Consider the following 19,779-nt stretch of genomic DNA (forward strand, 5'->3'; position numbering starts at 1 on the left):
TACAGCTTTGTGTGAAAGCGGTATTGCATTTTATTTTCGCTGAAATTCGATATACCGTTTCTTGTTTTACGGCAATATTAAATAACTATCTATATAACAGGTAGATAGTTAATGGCATAAGTATAGCAATGATCTGCCGGGTACTATTAATTACCCGGTTAAACATGTCAATAAATCAGCTTAAGCTTCATGTAGGTTCATTTTTCTCCCGAACTTTTAACCCGCTCGGAAAACCATTTTCAAGCAGGCTGAACCGAGTTCAAATCCTTCACCTTAATTCTAACGTCTTATGAAAACAAACTTGCTGGCAATTTTTGCCCTGCTTCTAAGTGCTTGTGTGCAAAAGAAGCAACCACCCGTTACACTGCAAACTTTACCGGTCATGACAGTTAATACGGGTGACGCGACAACCTTCCAGGATTACCCTGCTGCAATTCAGGGATCGGATAATGTAGAGATCCGTCCTCAGGTGAGCGGAATTCTGGATAAAGTTTATATAGAAGAGGGTTCCTATGTAAAAGCCGGTACACCTTTATTTAGGATAAATGACGCTCCGTTTAAGGAAAGGATCAATAGCGCACAGGCAAGTTATCGTGCTGCCGCAGGAGTAGTCGCGAATACGCAGCTTGAGATTGACAAACTTAGTCTACTGGTTGAAGGTAAAGTTATCTCGGATTTCCAATTGAAAACAGCGAAAGCAGCAAAGGAAACCGCTATTGGGAATTTGGAAGCGTCAAAAGCGGATATTGCTTCGGCAAAAATCAATTTGGGATACACGTTGATCAAGGCTCCGGTGAGCGGATATATAGGCCTGTTGCCTAGAAAGCGCGGAACTTTGGTTAATCCTGCGGATCCCTCAGCACTCACCGAACTATCAGACGTACGTCGCGTCCATGTATATTTTTCTCTTGGCGAGTTTGATTTCATCAGATTTAAAAAACAATACGCGGGCAAAACATTGCAGGATAAACTCACCTCTTTGCCGCCTGTCGAACTAATACTCGCCGACGACAGCGCTTTCGCGTTGAAAGGCAAGGTAGACCTGATTGATGGCCAGTTTGATAAAAATACGGGTGCGATAACTTTTCGTGCAACGTTCCCCAACCCGGATGGTCTTCTCCGTTCCGGCAATACCGGCAAGATAAGATTGGGCCTTCAGTTTTCAGAGCAATTGCTGGTCCCACAATCGGCGACACTCGAGCTCCAAGATAAGACATTTGTTTTTATTGTTGATGCCGCTAATAAGGTAAGTCGTCAGCCTATCATTGTTTCCGGAAAAAGCGGCATTAACTACCTCGTTTCTTCAGGACTCAAGTCGGGGGACAGGATCGTGTATAATGGTTTCGATCATTTGCAAGATGGAGAAAAAATAATTCCGCAGACAGTTAAGGAGCGCTCGACAAATCTCGCTGCTAATCATTAAACCTCAAAGTCATGTTAAAGAAATTTATAGAAAGGCCAGTTCTGGCCACGGTCATCTCTTCGCTTTTGGTTATACTCGGACTGATAGGGATGTTTAGTTTACCACTTGAGCGCTTCCCTGATATTGCACCGCCTGCGGTCCAGGTTACTGCAAATTATCCTGGTGCAAATGCAGAAACGATTTTAAGGTCTGTCACTCCTTCTTTGGAAGAAGCCATCAACGGCGTTGATAATATGACCTATATGAGTTCAATCGCCAGTAATGATGGCTCGCTTGTCATTACGATCTACTTTAAGAAAGGAACTGACCCCGACCAGGCAGCCGTAAATGTACAGAACCGGGTATCTCAGGCGACAAGCCAGTTGCCACCAGAAGTCGTACAGCGTGGCATTGTTACAGCAAAACAAGAAAATAGCCTGATGATGGTACCTTCACTCTATAGTGATGATCCTGATAAATATGATCAAAAGTTTCTTGCCAACTACGCCAATATAAATATTATACCGGAACTTAAAAGGATTCCGGGTATCGGGTCGGCCGTGATTGTCGGTGGTAATAAAGAATATTCGATGCGTATTTGGTTGAAACCAAAACAAATGGCAGCCTACCGGCTTGGGGTTCAGGAAGTGCTTGGCGCAATCAATGATCAAAACCTTGAGGCTGCACCGGGTAAGCTGGGTGAATCAAGTGGAGAGGCATTTGAGTACGTTTTAAAATATGATGGCAAGCTATATAAACCGGGTGACTACGAAAATTTCATCATTCGTGCGAACGCGGATGGGTCTGTCTTGCGATTGAAAGATGTTGCCCGTATAGAGTTCGGTTCGTATACGTACAATAGTAAGAATACAATGACCTATCCGAATAGGCCTGCAATTACGATAGCCATCTCTCAGCTTTCAGGGTCAAACGCCAACGATATACAGATCCAGGCCAACAAATTACTGGCCGATGCTGCCAAAAAATACCCGAAGGGTGTTCATAATCTTTTGGTTTATAATACGAAGCAGGCCCTTGATACGTCGATAGAACAGGTGGTTCACACCTTGATCGAAGCATTTATCCTGGTGTTTTTAGTTGTTTACCTCTTTTTACAGGACTTTAGATCTACTTTGATACCTGCTATTGCGGTACCAGTAGCAATTATCGGTACTTTTTTCTTTATGAACCTTTTCGGGTTCACCATAAATCTGCTTACGCTTTTTGCACTTGTTTTGGCCATTGGTATAGTGGTTGATGATGCCATCGTCGTCGTTGAAGCAGTTCACTCAAAAATGGAAAGGGAACATCTTGCCCCTGCGCCTGCAACACTTTCTGCAATGCATGAAATAACCGGAGCAATAATTTCCATAACCCTTATTATGTCAGCTGTGTTTCTTCCTGTTGGCTTGATAAAGGGGTCTACGGGATTGTTTTACAGGCAATTTGCTTTTACGTTGGCAATTGCCATTGTAATTTCGGCGGTAAATGCGCTGACGCTTAGTCCGGCGCTTTGCGCATTGCTCCTTCGCGATGTTCACTCCGGCGAAAATGGTCAGTTGAAGCCTAAAAATATAAAAGAGCGCTTTTTTGTGTTCTTTAATTCAACCTTCAGTTTAATGGTCGCAAAATATGTAACCAGCCTGAAGTTTCTGGTTAGGATGAAATGGTTGTGTTTCGGTGCGCTAGGTCTCATTGTTTTCGCGACAACAGTCATGATCAAAAAAACTCAAACGGGATTTATTCCTACGGAGGACGTAGGTTTTCTTGCGATCGCCGTTACTATGCAACCGGGGGCGTCATTACAGCGTATGGAGCAATTGAGTAATGAAGCCCAAGTTGCTCTTCGGGCAATGCCACAAGTTAGTGCAGTTAATACCCTGACAGGTTTCAATTTCCTTACCTTTTCAAACAGTCCCTCCTCATCGCAGATTTTTATTATATTAAAGCCAGTGAAGGATCGCGGTCCTGCTAATAGCATGCCACAGATAATTGCCGAGGCGCAGGCCAAAATGGCAACTGTAAAAGGGGTTGATTTTTTTGTATTTGAGGTTCCATCAATACCCGGGTATAGTAATGTTGACGGGCTGGATGTTGTGCTGCAGGATAGGACTGGCGATGCCGACCTTAAAAAGTTCAGCGGCGTTGCGACTAATTTTATGGGGGCTTTGATGCAGCGTAAAGAGATTGCTGTAGCGTTCACAACCTATAAATCAAACTACCCGCAGTTCAGCCTGGTTATTGACAAAGCTAAGGCAAAGCAGTTAGGGGTTGGCATCAAAGATATCCTGTTGACGATGCAAACCTATTTCGGCAGTATCCAGGCGTCGGATTTTAATCGGTTTGGCAAATACTACCGTGTAGTTGCCCAGGCTGATGTTGCAGACAGAAGTGACCTATCCGCAATGAATGGCATATTCGTTAAGAATGATAGAGGGGATATGCTTCCTGTGAATACTCTTGTGCAACTAAAAAAGGTTTATGGCCCTGAAACGACTTCCCGCTACAATCTTTTTAATTCCATAGCACTTACCGTAATCCCCAAGCCCGGTTTTAGTTCCGGAGATGCGATCAAGGCAGTTGATGAGGTGTCACAGACCGGATTGCCAGGCGGTTATACTCACGTTTACTCCGGGCTTACACGGGAACAAATTGAATCGGGCGGTCAGTCAGTTATAATTTTCGGTCTGTGCCTTTTATTTGTTTATTTTCTTCTTTCCGCTCAATATGAGAGTTACATTTTACCATTTGCTGTCATCCTGTCGATTCCAAATGGCATCTTTGGCGTGTTCATTGCCATTGGCCTAACCGGTATCGAAAACAATATTTACGTACAGGTGGCGCTTATCATGCTTATAGGCCTTCTCTCCAAAAATGCTATACTTATCGTGGAGTTTGCAGTGCAACGCAGACGTGCCGGCCATTCGCTTATCAATTCGGCTATAGAGGCAGCGAGTCTTCGCATTCGTCCGATCATCATGACTTCCCTGGCATTTGTGGTGGGAATGATCCCGATGATGACCGCAACCGGACCTTCGGCTAACGGTAACCATTCGATCAGCATTGGAGCAGCGGGTGGAATGCTACTAGGGGTAGCGCTTGGACTTTCCTTTATTCCGGTATTCTTTGTAGTATTTCAGGGATTGCAGGAGTTTATTAGCGGCAAGCCCGTTATTGAAAAACCACAAACGCAAAAAGATTTAATACTTAATTAAGATGAAAACAATGAAATTTTATAAAGCTTCATTTATTATTGCTTTTTTGGCAAGCTCTTTCACGGCCTGCAAATTATCGAAGGATATTTCTGTCCCGAATGCGAATTTACCCAAAACATATAGGGGCAGCCGGACGAACGATATGCCTTCTGTTGGCGGACTTCCATGGAAGGATTTTTTTGATGATGACGTTTTAAAAAGCCTTATTGCCGATGCGCTGCAACATAATAATAACCTTCAGATTGCGCTCAAAAATATTGATGCGGCGAGCCTGTCATTATGGCAAGCCAAATTCGGGAACAGTCCAACTGTGAATCTGCAAGCATCTGCATTAAGCACCCGCCCATCTGACAATAGTTTAAATGGTTTGAGCTTGAACCAGGCGCTAAGCCGCCAACATATCGAGGACTATACGTTATCGGCAACACTGAACTGGGAAGCGGACATTTGGGGAAAGGTTCGTGATCAGAAAGCCTTTGCATTGGCGGCATACCTTGGAACGCAGGAAGCGCGTAAACTTTTGCAAACCAAAATTGTAGCCGACTTGGCGAAGGGGTATTACAATCTACTGATGCTCAACGCGCAACTCGAAATCGCAAAAGCGAATGTCCTCTTAAACGACAGCACTCTGCGCATTATCAAATTGCAATTCAACTCCGGGCAGGTAACTTTACTGGCGGTTCAACAAGCAGAAGCTCAGAGGCTGGCCGCTGCGGGATTAATTCCGGGATTTGAACGTCAGATGGCCCTTCAGGAAAATGCGATCAGCATTTTAACAGGTAGCAATCCAGGAACAGTCATTCACGACAGGCAACTATCATCTGTTAGTATACCGGAGGTATTGTCCGCGGGACTACCGGATTCTTTGTTGGCATTCAGGCCTGATGTTCATATAGCAGAACTAAACCTGTCAAAAGCGAACGCTGAAGTTGGTATAGCAAAAGCGAACATGTATCCGTCTTTGACTATTAATGCACAGGGTGGTTTGGATGCTTTCAAAGCAAGCAATTGGTTTAATATTCCAGCATCATTGTTCGGTTCTGTTGCCGGTAGCGTTTTACAGCCGGTTTTTCAGCAAAAGAAGCTAAAAACCCGCTATGAGATTGCTAAGATAAACCGGGAACAGACAGTAATACAATTTCGCCAGGTCGTGTTGATTGCGGTCGGTGAAGTTTCCGATGCTTACTTGGCGCTTGAAAAACTAAAAACAGAGCAGGATTTGGCCCTTCAAAGGACAAATATGCTTATGGTTGCGACGCGAAATTCCAAATCGCTATTTAATAACGGAATGGCAACTTACCTGGAGGTAATTACTGCTCAGGGATCGGTGCTGCAAAGTGAGCTGGAACTTGCGGGATTGAGAAAATCCAGGCTGGATGCGATGGTTGATTTATACAGAGCTGCGGGGGGAGGATGGAAATAAGCCTTAAAGCAACTTATCCTGGTAAAGAATAAGAATCCAGCTCAGCTTTTAAAGAATGGATGAGCTGTTGCATTGGCTTTGCGGAATTAATCACGCGGCAGATTGCGTTTGCTCCCTCAATGGACATAAACATTTTCAAAGCGAATTCTTCCGGTTTTAAACAGTCCGAAAATTCGTTTTTTGCGATGCCGTCATGGAGGATATCAGTAAATAGTTTAATTGCCGTTGTAATTAATTTTCTGACCTTTTTTTTAATAACCGGATTGGTGTCATCGCTTTCAGCGGAAAGATTGACTATTGGGCAGCCTCCGTCTATATAACTTAGAAGAGGATTTTTGTTATTATCCATAAAAGCGAAAATCTTTGCTTTCGCTGTCTTTTCTTTATCCAATGCATTGTTCCGCCGCTCAGAAATTCTGGTCAGCATATAATCCACGCAGGCGTAGGAAAGATCTTCTTTACTTGCAAAATGTCCGTAAAGACAACCTTTGGCGACTTTGGCGGCTTTTAAAACGTCATCAATGGAAGTTCCGGCGATACCTTTCTCATTGAAAATTACAGAAGCCTTTTCAATGATCGTTTGCCTTGTTTGTTCTGCTTTGCTCATGTTGTAATTGTGGTACAAAAATAAACTAATTGGTCTGTTTATACAAATTTAGCAGAGTCTGATTTGTGCAAATTCACTGATTTAAAGTATAATAAGTGACAATTTTAAATATCCTTACAAATAAATGATAAAAATAAAATTTTTAAATAAACTAAATGGTCTATTTTTGCCTCGATCATTAGGTTGGCGTTTCGGCATTTCAACTCGTGTAAGCGTTGCTGAAAGTCAGATCCGGATAAGAAAAAAGACTAAATGGTCTAATTCATTCATTAAGTACAAATAAAACACCATCATGAAAAATCAAAAAGTAGCCCTTATCACAGGGGCCAATCGTGGGATCGGTTTTGAGACCGCCAAACAATTAGGACAAAAAGGTATCGCTGTAATTATTGGTGCAAGGTCCAAAACCGCTGCAGATGAAGCAGCAGCAAAATTGATCGGCCAGGGTATTTCGGCATTCGGTCTAAAGCTGGACGTTACAAACGCTGAAGACAGAAAAGCTGCTGCCACGTATATCAATGATAATTTTGGAAGTCTGGATATATTAATTAATAACGCGGGGGTAGCGCCAAAAGAAAGTCTTTTTGTTCCCAAGTCATCCGAAACCGCTCCCGAGGAGTTTGGGTACATCTTTGAAACAAACCTTTTCTCAATCGTTTACCTGACAAACGAATTATTGCCTTTAATCAGGAAGAGCAATGCGGGGCGTATTGTAAATCTTTCCAGCATATTGGGATCATTGACTATCCATTCTCAACCGGAAAGTCCAATCGCAGCATATCGGGTCTTATCTTACAATGCTTCTAAAGCCGCTTTAAATATGTTCACTATACAGTTAGCGGACGAATTGAAAGAAAGTGGAATTAAAGTTAACTCTGCACATCCGGGCTGGGTACAAACGGATCTTGGCGGCAACGAACAGGCCCCTATGGGAATTGAGGACGGCGCAAAGACAAGTGTAGAACTTGCTTTACTTGGCGAAGAGGGCCCTACAGGAAAATTCATCCACATGGGCGAAGAACTTCCATGGTAAATATTATAAAACCCGCGGCACTGTGCCGCGGGTTTGTTGTTTTAAAGTGATGATAATGAAGACGATAAAAGAAAAGAATAGGCCCATAGCTACTTTTTTGGCATTTGCACTCATCCCGCTTTCGGGATTTGCAACGGACATTTATATTCCGTCGCTACCGGCTATGGCAACGCAACTGCATGTCAGCACCGCGGCTGTGCAATTATCCTTAATTGTATTTCTGATAAGTTCTGGGATAAGCCAGCTATTTGTCGGTAGTCTACTTGACAGCTATGGCCGTTATAATCCCGGTAGACTAGCGCTTGTGGCGTTCATTTTGGCAAGCTTTGCCATTGCGGTTTCCCATCATATTTTGCTGGTATATGTGATGCGTGTTATTCAGGGCATAGCGGTGGCAGCAATCGTCGTGGGCAAACGTGCTTATTTTATAGATACCTACTCCGGAGAAAAACTAAAACATTACACTAGCCTTTTTTCAATAGTTTGGGCTGCTGCACCAATAATTGCTCCCTTTTTAGGCGGATTTCTCCAGGATAATTTCGGATGGCAGGCTAATTTTTATTTTCTGGGATTTTTCACGTTGGCCATTTTAATGCTGGAGCTGATCTATGGCGGAGAATCGCTTAAATATTTTCAGCCATTTAAGGCGGGAACAATCTTTCATATTTATCGGGAGACTTTTAGGACTGTTGACTATACACTTGGATTAATAATTATCTCGCTCGCCTATGCGATGTTAATCGTTTACGGTTTGACAAGTCCGTTCGTGATCGAACATGTTTTTCAACGTTCACCGGTAGTAACAGGGTTTAGCTCGTTATTTTCCGGCATGGCCCTCATGTCCGGCGGCATCATCTCCAAATTGCTTATCAGAAAACCACTGGTCGGAAAACTCACTATTGCGATTTTGCTCCAAGTATTGTTCGCTGCAACCATGATGCTTAGCGGACTTTACAAGGCCAATTTATGGACCTTTGTGGCATTTACGCTGGCTGTACACTTTCTTTCGGGATTTATTTTTAATAATGCCTTCGCTTATTGCCTTGGAAGGTTCAGCAAAAATGCAGGAATTGTAAGTGGCATTACCGGGGGGGCGCTCTTTATAGTTACTTCAATTATCAGCTATGGCATAGTGAATGTCCTTGAAATACGGGATCAGCATATGTTAGGTATGGCCTACCTCATATTCGCAGGACTTGCAGTCATAGTCCTTTTTCTCTTTTCGCAGGCAAGGAAGACATCCGAAGAAATGACAGAAGCCGGCCGATATATCAATTCTATCCTCGTTAAAAAATGATATGCCGTTTTTTATCAACTTGAAATTTAATAAAAAAAGCTGTAAGTCAGCAGATTAACCATTGGCATCAAGTTGGTAATCTACAAATCACCCGGTTGGTCGGGTTTTACTAACAAGTGCAAAATTTAAATTATAATCAGATGACTATTGCTAAAGATAATAAGCAGGAAGAACTTATGTTATTCACCCCACTGCAACTTGGAAAAATTGAATTAAAGCACCGTGTGATCCACCCGCCGCTCACAAGGCTGCGTGCAAATCCTGATGATAGCGTTAGCGATATGATGCTAACGTATTACGATCAGCGAGCGTCAAAAGGTGGACTGATCATCACTGAATCAGTACATCCTTCCTATGATAGCCGCGGTTATATTGGCGCACCGGGAATTTACGAAGATCACCACATTGCGGGATGGAAAAAAGTTGTAGATGCAGTTCACAGTAAGGGTGGTAAGATAGTTATGCAAATTGCTCATGACGGCAGGCAATCGCATGTTGACCTTAGTAATGGTGTGTCCCCGATTGCACCGTCTGTGGTACCTTATGAGGGTCTATCTTTTACACAAAACGGATGGGTGCCCGTCTCCCCACACAGGGAAGTCGGTATTGAAGAAATTGCACTTGTTATAGAAAATTTCCGCAAAGCAGCGGCAAGGGCATTGGAAGCAGGATTTGACGGCATCGAAATTCATAATGCAAACGGATATCTCGCCGATACTTTTTTGCAGGATGGCACTAACAAACGAAACGACGAATACGGGGGTACCTTAGAAAAAAGGACCCGCTTCTCTCTCCAATTATTAGAGGCCTTAATTTCGGTTTGGGGAGAGGGGCGCGTTGGATTGCGTATATCGCCAAGCGGAAAATGGGGTGGTATTTCTGATTCTGATCCAAAAGCGACTTTCGCTTATTTTGTTGAAAAATTAAACAGTTACCCTTTAGCTTATTTGCACGTTATCGAACCCCGCGTAATGGGTACTGAAACCCTGGATGTTGATCAGGCTCCTGTTGCCACAGCTTTTCTTCGTCCAATTTTCAAGGGAAAGATTATTGCCGCCGGCGGCTTTGACCGTGAAGGTGCCGAAGCAATCCTGGAAACAGGGGACGCAGACGCGGTTGCTTTCGGACGTTATTTTACATCCAATCCTGACCTCCCCGAGCGCTTAAAACTCAACTTGCCGCTTAACAATTACGTACGCGAAGCTTTTTGGGGCGGTGATGAACACGATTATATTGATTTTCCGATTTATCAGGATAATAAAACGCGGAGGCCATGAGGCCTCTTCTTATTACTAAAAAACACACAAATGACACACAAAGCTTTCCGTTACGAACAGGTTGTCAATAAAATAGAAGAAATCATCTTTGGCCTCCAACTACAACCCGGCGATAAGGTGCCATCTGTACGGAAAGTTAGCGGTGATTTAAAAGTTAGTTTGACGACCGTTAATCAGGCTTACAATATCCTTGAGGCGAAAGGACTGATTTCTCCAAGGGCAAAGTCTGGATATTATATTAGCTCCTGGAGTAAAAACACGATCAAAAGAACTGATAATGGGTTCTTGTTGCTTCCTGAAGATGTGGCTGTGAATACGATGGCGACAACTATGATAAGGAATACTAGAAAGTATGGCGTCATTAATTTTTCCTCTCTATCGCCGGTGAATGAATTCCTGCCAATCACCAGACTCAATAAAGCGTTGAACGCTGCGATGAAAGACAGTGACAACCAAAATTTTCAATACACTTTCCCTGAAGGACATCCGGCATTAATCAAACAAATTTCGCTTCATTCCATGGATTGGCCACGCAGCTTGCCGATGGATGAAATTCAAGTTACCAACGGATGTATGGAGGCGATTAGCCTTTGTCTGGACGCTGTGACGAAAGCCGGAGATATTGTGGCCATAGAATCTCCTGTTTACGCAGGCATCCTTCAAGCACTGGAGAGCAAGGGGCTAAAGGCGCTTGGAATTAGTGTAGATCCGCAAACAGGAATCAATCTCGATGAATTGGAACTTGCTTTAAATACTCACCGGATCGCAGCAGTAATTTGCATGCCTGTCTGCCAGAACCCGATGGGCACCTCTATGCCGGAGGGAAATAAAATCCGGTTAGTAAATATGCTTGCTACCAAAAATATTCCTTTGATCGAAGACGACGCTTTAGGTGATTTGCATTTCGCAACCTCCAGGCCGCTTCCTGCTAAAGCATACGACGAACATCAGAATGTGATGTACTGCTCATCATTTTCTAAGTCGCTAAGCCCCGGTTTCCGTATCGGTTGGGTATCGGCGGGTAAATACCATTCTCAGGTAGAAAAATTAAAGTTCGCGATAAATATCTCTACTAATACTTTATTTCAGGACACACTCTCCCGTTATATGGAAAACGGCCATTTTAATGCTCATTTGAAATCATTGCGCGCTAACGTCCAGAGGCAAATGGTCAAGTATAGAAATGCAATTCTTAAGTACTTCCCCGAAAATATTAGTATGTCTAACCCTAAAGGTGGTTATAGCTTGTGGCTGGAACTTCCCGGAAAAGTGAACGCGTTGGACCTGCAGCGCCAGGCACTTAGACAGGGTATCGGATTTTGTCCGGGGCATATTTTTTCTGCAGGAAAGGGATTCCCAAATTTTATCCGTATCAATTGCTGTCCGCTTTGGACTTCCCGGATTGACGATGCCCTCAAAACACTCGGTCACATCGTCTCGTCGTTGAGTTAACGGTTTCGTTTATAAATTGACCTGATATCTTTTAAAAATAATCTCTTCTTTATCGTTCGAACTCCGATTATCAACGGCGAAACAGCGCTGCGATATTTCGTCACCCAGCTCGTAAATAAGCGACCTATCAATAGTTTCATACAAAGTTGAAATTTTAAATTGCTGATTATGAGTACTTTATTAAACTGGCACGTTGTTTTCATTATAGCTTCCAAAATTGATTGAAATGATGCGAAGATTAAACAACACAATGACCAAAAGGCTTATCGAGCTACAAGCGAAAGGTTATGATCATGATTACCTCCTGGAAGGGGCAAATCTTGTTTGCGTTCAGGACAGCCATTCATTACCACTTACCAGCGCATGGGTGAAGTTGATCGATCAGGCTTATGATCGGTTGAGCAAAACCTTCAAGTACATCCACAGCATTGACACGGGCAACGGGGAAAAGGGGGTTATCATTGCTGATGCCATTATTATTAATGGTGTCATTGCGTAAGAATAGTTGTTTCGATCAAAGTCAGATCATGTTATCATCCTATCTAATTCAACCTTTACGATTCGAAAATCATGATAAAAAAAGTACTTTCTCTTTCCCTGTTTACTTTTCTTTACACGAACAATCTATTTGCTCAATCGGGCTTTCCGGCTGGCGGGAGTGAAAAAGCTGTCGCGAACTGCCTTTTAAGCGATAGCGTGATAACCGCAGTACATCCTTCATACAATGACGTGAGCGGAATACATAAATGGCTTTTTGGTGCAAATTATCGTGAGGAATGGGCTATGCCTGTAAAGCTTCCGCTGATCAGAATTTCTAAATTTTGTGGAGGGCTGACTCCGGTAAAGCAGGGCGGCGGACTGGAATCCAAATCCCTCAGGCTGACCGATGTGCATGGAAATGAATGGATACTTAGGAGCGTAGAGAAAAGCCCCGAAAAACTGTTACCCCTGAACTTACAAGGTACTTTCGCGGTGGACTGGGTCGGTGATGAATTCAGTGGACAACATCCGTATTCTGCCTTGATCGTTCCCCCGCTCGCCGAAGCCGCCGGAGTTCCGCACGCTAACCCGGTCATAGGTGTTGTTGCCGATGAAACTGCTCTTGGAGAATTTCGTTCCCTGTTCGCGGGATCGGTTTGTTTGTTGGAAGAGCGGGAGCCTATTGGTCAATCCGTCAATACGATCCGGCTGGAAAAAGCGTTGGTGGCCGACTACAATAATCACGTAGACGGCAAATTATTTCTGCGTGCACGTCTGCTCGACCTGCTGGTCGGCGATTGGGATAGGCATGAAGATCAGTGGCGCTGGGCAAAAGTGAAGGGCAGCGCAGGAAAGGCATACCAAGCCGTGCCGCGCGACCGTGACCAGGTCTTCCATATCAACCAGGGTTTGTTTCCTGGTATCGCCGCATTACCCTGGATAAATCCGGTATTGGGTGATTTTGACGGAGGTATTCGAATGAAATACGATATTTTCAAAACCCGTTTCATGGGTGCTTTTCCGGATGCGCAGATGAGCTATATTGAATGGATGGCCATTACAAATGATTTCGTCAAGGCAGAAACGGATAAGGTACTGGAGGCGGGGCTAAAGCGTTTGCCAAGGGAATCATATGTTTTAAGGCATCAGGAATTTCTTCGCATACTGAAAGAACGCAGGGATGCCCTTCCCGGAGCGATGTCAGATTATTACAACTTTATCCATCGTATCGTGGATATCCGTACGACTGACAAGCAAGAACAAATTGTAATTACGGATGCACCGGGCAACGCGATGCACATTAGCATTAGTCCTGCAGATGATAAACAATATGCGGGCAAGCCAACTTGGGATCTTACCTATAACCCGGAGACTACAAAAGAGATCAGGCTTTACCTACAGGGAGGAAACGACCGCTTACAAATGGACTGCCATTCGCCGATTTTGCTGCGAATAATCGATAGTGCCGGAAATAAATCGTTTAATATCAAAAATGCCGGCCGGAAATTACAATTTTATACACACCGGGATAGTGATTTCTTTTCCGGGGACAGGAAAATTATAAAAACGCATTTTTTAAAAGACACTGCGTCAATACGTTTCTTCCCAGTAAATCTATATAATGTTTGGACACCGTTGGCAACGGCGGCCGCTAATGCTGATGATGGATTTTTAATCGGCCTTGGGTTCCGATATACCGGGCACGACGGTTTCCAAAAAGGAGCTTACTCTTCGCTGCACGAACTTTTGATTACACATGCGTTCGCAACGCAGGCATTCAGACTAAATTATCATGGCGAGTGGATCAAAGCCCTTGGTAAGGCAGATCTGGTTACTGATGTAAAAATCCAGGCACCTGATAACACTATGAATTTCTTTGGAACGGGTAACGAAACCGCACTCAATAAAATCGGTGATTATCATAAGTTTTACCGGGCGCGTTTTGACATATACAGGATTGACCCTTCGTTGCGCTGGAAAACAGGCAATAATGCTTCTATAAGCATTGGTACTTTTTTTGAGTTTTATCACCTGAATGGGGAAGCAAATGACGGGCGGTTCATCAGTACAGCAGGCGCTATGAATGTCTACGATGCCGCGACATTACAGCGTGATAAAGCGCACGCGGGACTTAAGGTAGACTTTACGACAAACCAGCGTGATAACAACATGTTGCCTACTAACGGATACTTTCTGGACGTGACTGCTTCAGGATATCAAGGACTGAATAACTATTCGCGGTCATTTGCCAGAATTACGGCAGAATTTACTTTTTATCAAAAAGCCGATCCGGCGGGCAGGGTTATATTCTCCGACCGTATCGGCGGAGGCCTGACAGCCGGCAAACCGGCATTTTATCAATCTATGTACCTCGGCGGGCAAGGTAACCTTTTGGGCTTTCTTCAGAACCGATTTGCAGGCAAGCATATGGCTTACAATAACCTCCAGGGCCGGATCAGGCTCGCAAATATCGCGGGATACATACTACCGGGACAATTGGGTGTAACCGGGTTTTATGATACAGGCAGGGTTTGGGCAGAAGGAGACCATTCAGACAAATGGCACCAGGGTACAGGAGGAGGACTTTATTTTTCACCAGCAAATCTGACCATTATTCAAGTTTTGGCGGGCCATTCTGAAGAGGGTTGGTATCCGTATATTTCCCTGAATGTGCGGTTATAAAATACCGTTGGGTGTGAACTTTCAATTAAGTTGAAAGAAAATGGATTGTAAAACATATACTGAAAGAAATAGCCGGATATGTTAAGGACTACTATAAATTAAGGCCGAATGAAGTCTTGGTTTAACATGACCTGGTCTATACGAAAAAACCAGTATGTTAAACTGCACGGATTGCTAAGCATCATCACTACTATAAAATGCCGTTGGCAGAATTCAAATACGGCATGAAAAAATTAATGAACGATCACGAGTTGTTTTGTGGCAGCCATATCAGGGACATTTATTCGCAGAAGCCGGCGCTCGGTAAAAAGTAACGCTTGGTTCGTGCCGCCTACAATATTTTCAAGTCCAGTTTAATTATCGCTGTGCTGGCCTTTCTTACCGCTACTTTATTTTTGCCAACGATGTTGCCGCAATTCCACGGCAATAGAAAATGTTCAAGGAGCTCCGGCAATGTGTCATCCTTTTTTTTCAGGTATCTGTATCTTCTTTCGCCTTCCTTTTAAGGGGACATTTGTACTGTCAATCGATCATGGATCCTTACAGGAAATGACAGGTGACCTTAAAAAAAAATATAAAAATGAAAACTCAAGAAACAGCAGAACTTGGTTCTGAACAATCAAAATTATTTACCTCCCTTCAATTAGGGCCTTATAAATTATCGCACCGTATCGTTATGGCTCCATTAACACGTATGCGTACTGAGGTTGATTTTATTCCTAATGACCTTATGGTCGAACATTACAGTCAGCGTGCTACAGAAGGTGGTTACATTGTCAGTGAGGGCACGGTGATCTCTGAAACAGGCCACGGTTATTATGGAGCCCCGGGGATTTACACAGATGAACAACTGGAAGGCTGGAAAAGAGTCACTGAAGCTGTACATGCTAAAGGAGGAATTATCTTTATGCAGTTGTTCCATGTTGGTCGTCAGTCACATTCAACTTTGCAACCAGATGGTGCATTGCCCATTGGCGCATCAGTAATCGAACACGAAGATTTCGTTTTCACGCCAGAAGGCTGGGTTCCGGCCACGCTTAACCGCGCGATGGAAACTTCTGAAGTTAAAGAGATGGTAAAAACTTATCGTATTGCGGCCGAAAGAGCGAAGCTTGCAGGCTTTGATGGCGTAGAGCTTCACGGCGCTAATGGCTATTTAGTTGACCAATTCTTACAGGATGGCTCCAATCAGCGTACGGATGAATACGGTGGTTCAATTGAAAACCGTGTGCGCTTCATGATGGAAATCGTTAGCGAAATGGTTGATGTTTGGGGTTCAGATAAGGTTGGTGTTCGCGTTGGCCCAAGCGGAACATTTGGAAATATGTCAGATTCTAACCCTTTGGCATTGTTTGGCCATGTGGCTGAACAGTTAAATAAATTTAACCTGGCATACCTGCACATTATTGAACCTCGTATTAAAGGCAATGCTGAGGTTGCCGAAGGCCTCCAGCCAGTGGCAAGTATGCATTTACGCAAAATTTTTAATGGATTATTGATTGCCGCCGGTGGCTTTGATAAGGCAGGTGCAGAGGCAATCCTGGAAGCTGGTGATGCCGATTTGGTTGCCTTTGGCCGCCATTTTATAGCGAATCCGGATCTGCCCTTCCGTTATAGAAACGACCTGCCAATAAATGATTATGATCGCGATACATTTTATGGTGGCAACGCGAAAGGATATAATGACTATCCATTTTACGAAGAAGCGGTAGTTGCTTAAATAAATAAAAGGCTGCTGTCATGGCAGCCTTTATAATTTCAAATCATGAAAAAGAATAATAATTCTGTAGATAACGCTTTACCGCGAAACTCAGCAGAAATAAAAACAGCAAGGGTTGTGCGTTTTGCCAAAACAGGCGGGCCTGAAGTACTTCGCATTGAATCACTGGAAGTTCTGCCACTCAGGGACGATGAGGTGAGGATAAAAGTAAGTGCCATCGGCTTAAACCGTGCTGAAGCAATGTGGCGGTCAGGAAACTATATTGAAGAACCTGTTCTCCCAGCAAAACTCGGTTATGATGCGGCAGGTATTGTTCAAGCTGTAGGCAAGAATGTTACTGGCCTTGCAGTTGGTGATAAGGTCGGGACCATTCCGGCATTCTCACAAAACGATTATGGCGTATATGGTGACTTGATCACAGTACCTCGCAACGCGGTAATAAAAAGTCCGGATGATCTATCTTTTATCGAAGTAGCAGCAATTTGGAATCCGTTTATCACTTCATGGTCGGCACTAATCGATATTGCAGAATTAAAAAGCGGACAGGTAGTCCTTATTACGGCTGCATCCAGCAGCGTCGGGCTTGCTGCGATCCAAGTGGTTAACTTGGCGGGAGGTATATCGGTCGCATTGACACGTAATTCAGATAAGAAGGAGCAATTATTAAATGCCGGTGCGGCATTTGTCATAGCTACAAGCGAACAAGATGTTGTTGAAGAGGTGCAGAAGATCACGAGTAATAATGGCGCGGATGTAGTATTTGATTCTGTCGGTGGAATATTATTTTCCAGCTTGCTGAAATCGTTGGCGCGAGGCGGGCAGATATTTCTTTATGGTGCTTTAAGCGATGATGTCACTGCGCTGCCATTATTAGAAGTACTGAATAAAGTCCCAGTAATAAGAGGCCATACAGTTTGGGACACAACAAAAGATCCGGTGAGGGTAGAGAAAGCAAGGCAATACATTTTTAAAGGAATTGCAGCCGGTGCATTAAAACCAGTTGTTACTAAGACTTTTCCTTTCGAAGACATTGTAGAAGCACACCGCTTTTTGGAATCCAATCAGCAAGTGGGAAAAATCGTTGTTACTGTTTAGAGTTGTGAGTTTGATGGAATAACGAAACCCGTCGGAGATATCCGACGGGTTTATTTTATATTACTTTTTTTCGAGGAGTTTTACCAGTTCGGCCGGCTCGAAATACGCGACCCAAAGGTTGATTGCTTTACCATCTTTGATGGTCCAGTGTTCGGAAATTCTAATAAAATGTTCTGTGCCTGCAAGGCCAATATCTATAACTATAACAATCTCGTCGTTTTCACCTACAAGGGAAACGATGCTACACCTTTCGAAATCTAAGACTGCTGTTACCTGGTGCAGCACATCTTCAAGATATTCATTAAGGTCACTTGTACCTCCCCAGGGAAAATAATTGGGAGCGGTTACATGAAATCCCGGATGAAATATTTCACCATAGGTTTTTTTTTCGCTGTCGGTGCCACCTTCGTAAAAGCTACGCACCAAGGCTTTGTTACGGTTTGTTAAATCTTGATCGGTCATAATGTTGAATTAAAAAAATGAAATCTGGTATTGGCGCTATCCCATCACGACGTTCTCGTCGCCGTAGATCCAGAGAATCTTATCCCGGTCAATAAATTTAGCCTCGTCCGGAGCAATGGTTTTAAGGTAGTTTTCCGTTCCGAAAACTTTGTTGATGTCTTCCATTTTATCAAACCAAATTTCCGCAACACCGTCGAACGGAGCTACCGGGAACTGGTCAAGGCTTTGTCCCGTGCTGTGCACTTGAATATACTTGCGAACATATTGAATAACTTCAGGCTGGCTGGAAAATAATGGACCATGAATATCTTTCCAATGTGCGCGGAACTCTTCCAGCGTCAGGTCAGCCCTGCGCGGAACCATAATACTTAATTTGAGCATTGTCTTTGTTTTTATTGGTGAATGGATAACCCGTTAAATGGAATTCCTTACTTACCTACTCCATTTGATGCGGCAATGATAACATTCGCCACTTCTTGGGGATGGGAGATAAAGGCCACATGGCTCGCTTTTATTTCTGTAACTTTCGCTTTTGCTCGTTTTGCCATAAATCGCTCCGCATCTGGTGGTATCATTCTATCCTCCGTAGACACGATGTACCAAGTTGGTTTGTTTTTCCAAGCAACGTTGGTTAACGGCGTAATAATCGCTTGTATTCCTATAGGGGTCTGTGAATGTGCCATAAAATCTGCCTGAGCCGCCGGTAAGTCAGGGCAAAAATCCTTATGAAACTTATTCATATCATACCACAACAATCCGTTAACGGGAGGCATAATACCTGATTCCGGATTTGGCGGCGCTGATTTGCCGATACTGGCAAGGGATTCACCCGCATCAGGAGCAAATGCAGAAACATAGACTAGTCCTACAACGTTAGAGGTGTCACCGGCTTGCGTAATGATAGCTCCCCCATACGAGTGTCCTACCAGGATAACTGGCCCAATTTGGCGTGCAAGCACAGCTCTTACAGAAGCTGCATCATCTGAAAGGCTCAGGTCTGAATTACTTACCACATCCACGTGGTAGCCTTTTGCTTTTAGGATTTTGTAAACCCCTTCCCAGCCCGATACGTCACCCCATGCACCATGTACTAATACAATGTTTTTGACCTGTGCTTTTGCTCCTGTGGTTAATAATAACCCGGTCAGCAAAACTGCCGTCACTGCAGCGATCCTGCATCTTTGAAAGAGATTTTTTGAAGTTTGGATTTTCATAATGAAATATTTAAATGTTGATAATGCCAAGTAAGTTTCAAGCAGTATGCCACTGTTTAAATACCTATACTACAGGTACATATAATTATTATTGGTCTTTAATTAAATGATATACCGTTTATTGATGAAGGCGAAAATGATATATCATTAGCAAATACGCAGAGTTTGTTGCCTTTAAAAGACCGGCAAATCTTTTAGAGAAGTTTCATGAAGTCAGTACATGAAAATACTATATCGTTAAAGTGTGTTTCTATTGCACTATAATTTAAACTTGTTCCAATATTCTTGTCTTGCGGAAAGTATTCCCTTTAGCCCTTCAATTTCGCTTTTCCCGCCGTTAGTTCACGATATATCACTACGAAGTGATTGTCAAATATTTTTCAATGTATTGATATGTAGGTAATTAGGCTTTTGGCAACT

The 19,779-nt window shown here is 43.4% G+C and carries 15 protein-coding genes; 11 read left to right on the plus strand and 4 right to left on the minus strand.

What is annotated here, in order from left to right:
- The first annotated feature begins 289 nt into the window (after positions 1-289).
- From IDJ75_RS11520 to IDJ75_RS11530, 3 genes are read left to right on the plus strand one after another with little or no spacing between them, the layout of a single operon-like run.
- Positions 290-1,423, plus strand: coding sequence for an efflux RND transporter periplasmic adaptor subunit (locus tag IDJ75_RS11520; protein ID WP_191175768.1), 1,134 nt, complete (start codon positions 290-292; stop codon positions 1,421-1,423).
- 11 nt (positions 1,424-1,434) lie between these two features.
- On the plus strand, positions 1,435-4,617 hold the full coding sequence (locus tag IDJ75_RS11525) for an efflux RND transporter permease subunit (RefSeq protein WP_191175769.1): 3,183 nt from the start codon (positions 1,435-1,437) through the stop codon (positions 4,615-4,617).
- Between the two features lies 1 nt (position 4,618).
- A complete protein-coding gene (locus tag IDJ75_RS11530) occupies positions 4,619-6,040 on the plus strand; it encodes an efflux transporter outer membrane subunit (RefSeq protein ID WP_317173764.1) in 1,422 nt (473 codons plus the stop codon).
- A gap of 13 nt (positions 6,041-6,053) precedes the next feature.
- On the opposite strand, the gene IDJ75_RS11535 is transcribed toward IDJ75_RS11530, so the two are convergent.
- Positions 6,054-6,647: a TetR/AcrR family transcriptional regulator gene (locus IDJ75_RS11535; protein ID WP_191175770.1), complete on the minus strand. Its 594-nt coding sequence runs from the start codon at positions 6,645-6,647 to the stop codon at positions 6,054-6,056.
- Positions 6,648-6,939: 292 nt separating this feature from the next.
- Between IDJ75_RS11535 and IDJ75_RS11540 the strand changes: the two genes are divergently transcribed.
- The 8 genes from IDJ75_RS11540 to IDJ75_RS11575 all read left to right on the plus strand — a co-directional run bounded on the left by IDJ75_RS11540 (position 6,940) and on the right by IDJ75_RS11575 (position 17,683).
- On the plus strand, positions 6,940-7,680 hold the full coding sequence (locus IDJ75_RS11540; protein ID WP_191175771.1) for an SDR family oxidoreductase: 741 nt from the start codon (positions 6,940-6,942) through the stop codon (positions 7,678-7,680).
- Positions 7,681-7,735: 55 nt separating this feature from the next.
- The gene (locus IDJ75_RS11545) at positions 7,736-8,977 is read left to right on the plus strand and encodes an MFS transporter (protein WP_224746569.1); all 1,242 of its coding nucleotides are present in this window, start codon (positions 7,736-7,738) and stop codon (positions 8,975-8,977) included.
- A 140-nt stretch (positions 8,978-9,117) separates the two neighbouring features.
- Positions 9,118-10,254 carry an alkene reductase gene (locus IDJ75_RS11550; protein WP_191175773.1) on the plus strand — a complete coding sequence of 379 codons (1,137 nt, stop codon included), beginning with the start codon at positions 9,118-9,120 and terminating at the stop codon, positions 10,252-10,254.
- Positions 10,255-10,284: 30 nt separating this feature from the next.
- Positions 10,285-11,706 (plus strand): aminotransferase-like domain-containing protein, encoded by a 1,422-nt coding sequence (locus IDJ75_RS11555; RefSeq protein ID WP_191175774.1) that lies wholly within the window; start codon positions 10,285-10,287, stop codon positions 11,704-11,706.
- Between the two features lie 250 nt (positions 11,707-11,956).
- Complete coding sequence (locus IDJ75_RS11560) at positions 11,957-12,205, plus strand: hypothetical protein (RefSeq protein WP_191175775.1); 249 nt, start codon at positions 11,957-11,959, stop codon at positions 12,203-12,205.
- A gap of 71 nt (positions 12,206-12,276) precedes the next feature.
- Positions 12,277-14,868: a BamA/TamA family outer membrane protein gene (locus IDJ75_RS11565; RefSeq protein ID WP_191175776.1), complete on the plus strand. Its 2,592-nt coding sequence runs from the start codon at positions 12,277-12,279 to the stop codon at positions 14,866-14,868.
- A 580-nt stretch (positions 14,869-15,448) separates the two neighbouring features.
- The gene (locus IDJ75_RS11570; RefSeq protein WP_191175777.1) at positions 15,449-16,588 is read left to right on the plus strand and encodes an alkene reductase; all 1,140 of its coding nucleotides are present in this window, start codon (positions 15,449-15,451) and stop codon (positions 16,586-16,588) included.
- A gap of 45 nt (positions 16,589-16,633) precedes the next feature.
- Positions 16,634-17,683 carry a zinc-dependent alcohol dehydrogenase family protein gene (locus IDJ75_RS11575; RefSeq protein ID WP_191175778.1) on the plus strand — a complete coding sequence of 350 codons (1,050 nt, stop codon included), beginning with the start codon at positions 16,634-16,636 and terminating at the stop codon, positions 17,681-17,683.
- A gap of 60 nt (positions 17,684-17,743) precedes the next feature.
- Here IDJ75_RS11575 and IDJ75_RS11580 read toward each other — a convergent pair whose 3' ends face one another.
- From IDJ75_RS11580 to IDJ75_RS11590, 3 genes are read right to left on the minus strand one after another with little or no spacing between them, the layout of a single operon-like run.
- Positions 17,744-18,145 (minus strand): hypothetical protein, encoded by a 402-nt coding sequence (locus IDJ75_RS11580; RefSeq protein WP_191175779.1) that lies wholly within the window; start codon positions 18,143-18,145, stop codon positions 17,744-17,746.
- Positions 18,146-18,181: 36 nt separating this feature from the next.
- On the minus strand, positions 18,182-18,526 hold the full coding sequence (locus IDJ75_RS11585) for an EthD domain-containing protein (protein WP_191175780.1): 345 nt from the start codon (positions 18,524-18,526) through the stop codon (positions 18,182-18,184).
- Positions 18,527-18,573: 47 nt separating this feature from the next.
- Complete coding sequence (locus IDJ75_RS11590; protein ID WP_191175781.1) at positions 18,574-19,359, minus strand: alpha/beta hydrolase; 786 nt, start codon at positions 19,357-19,359, stop codon at positions 18,574-18,576.
- Positions 19,360-19,779 lie beyond the last annotated feature (420 nt).

The sequence above is a fragment of the Mucilaginibacter rigui genome, from assembly GCF_014773275.1.
Taxonomy (GTDB): Bacteria; Bacteroidota; Bacteroidia; order Sphingobacteriales; family Sphingobacteriaceae; genus Mucilaginibacter; species Mucilaginibacter rigui_A.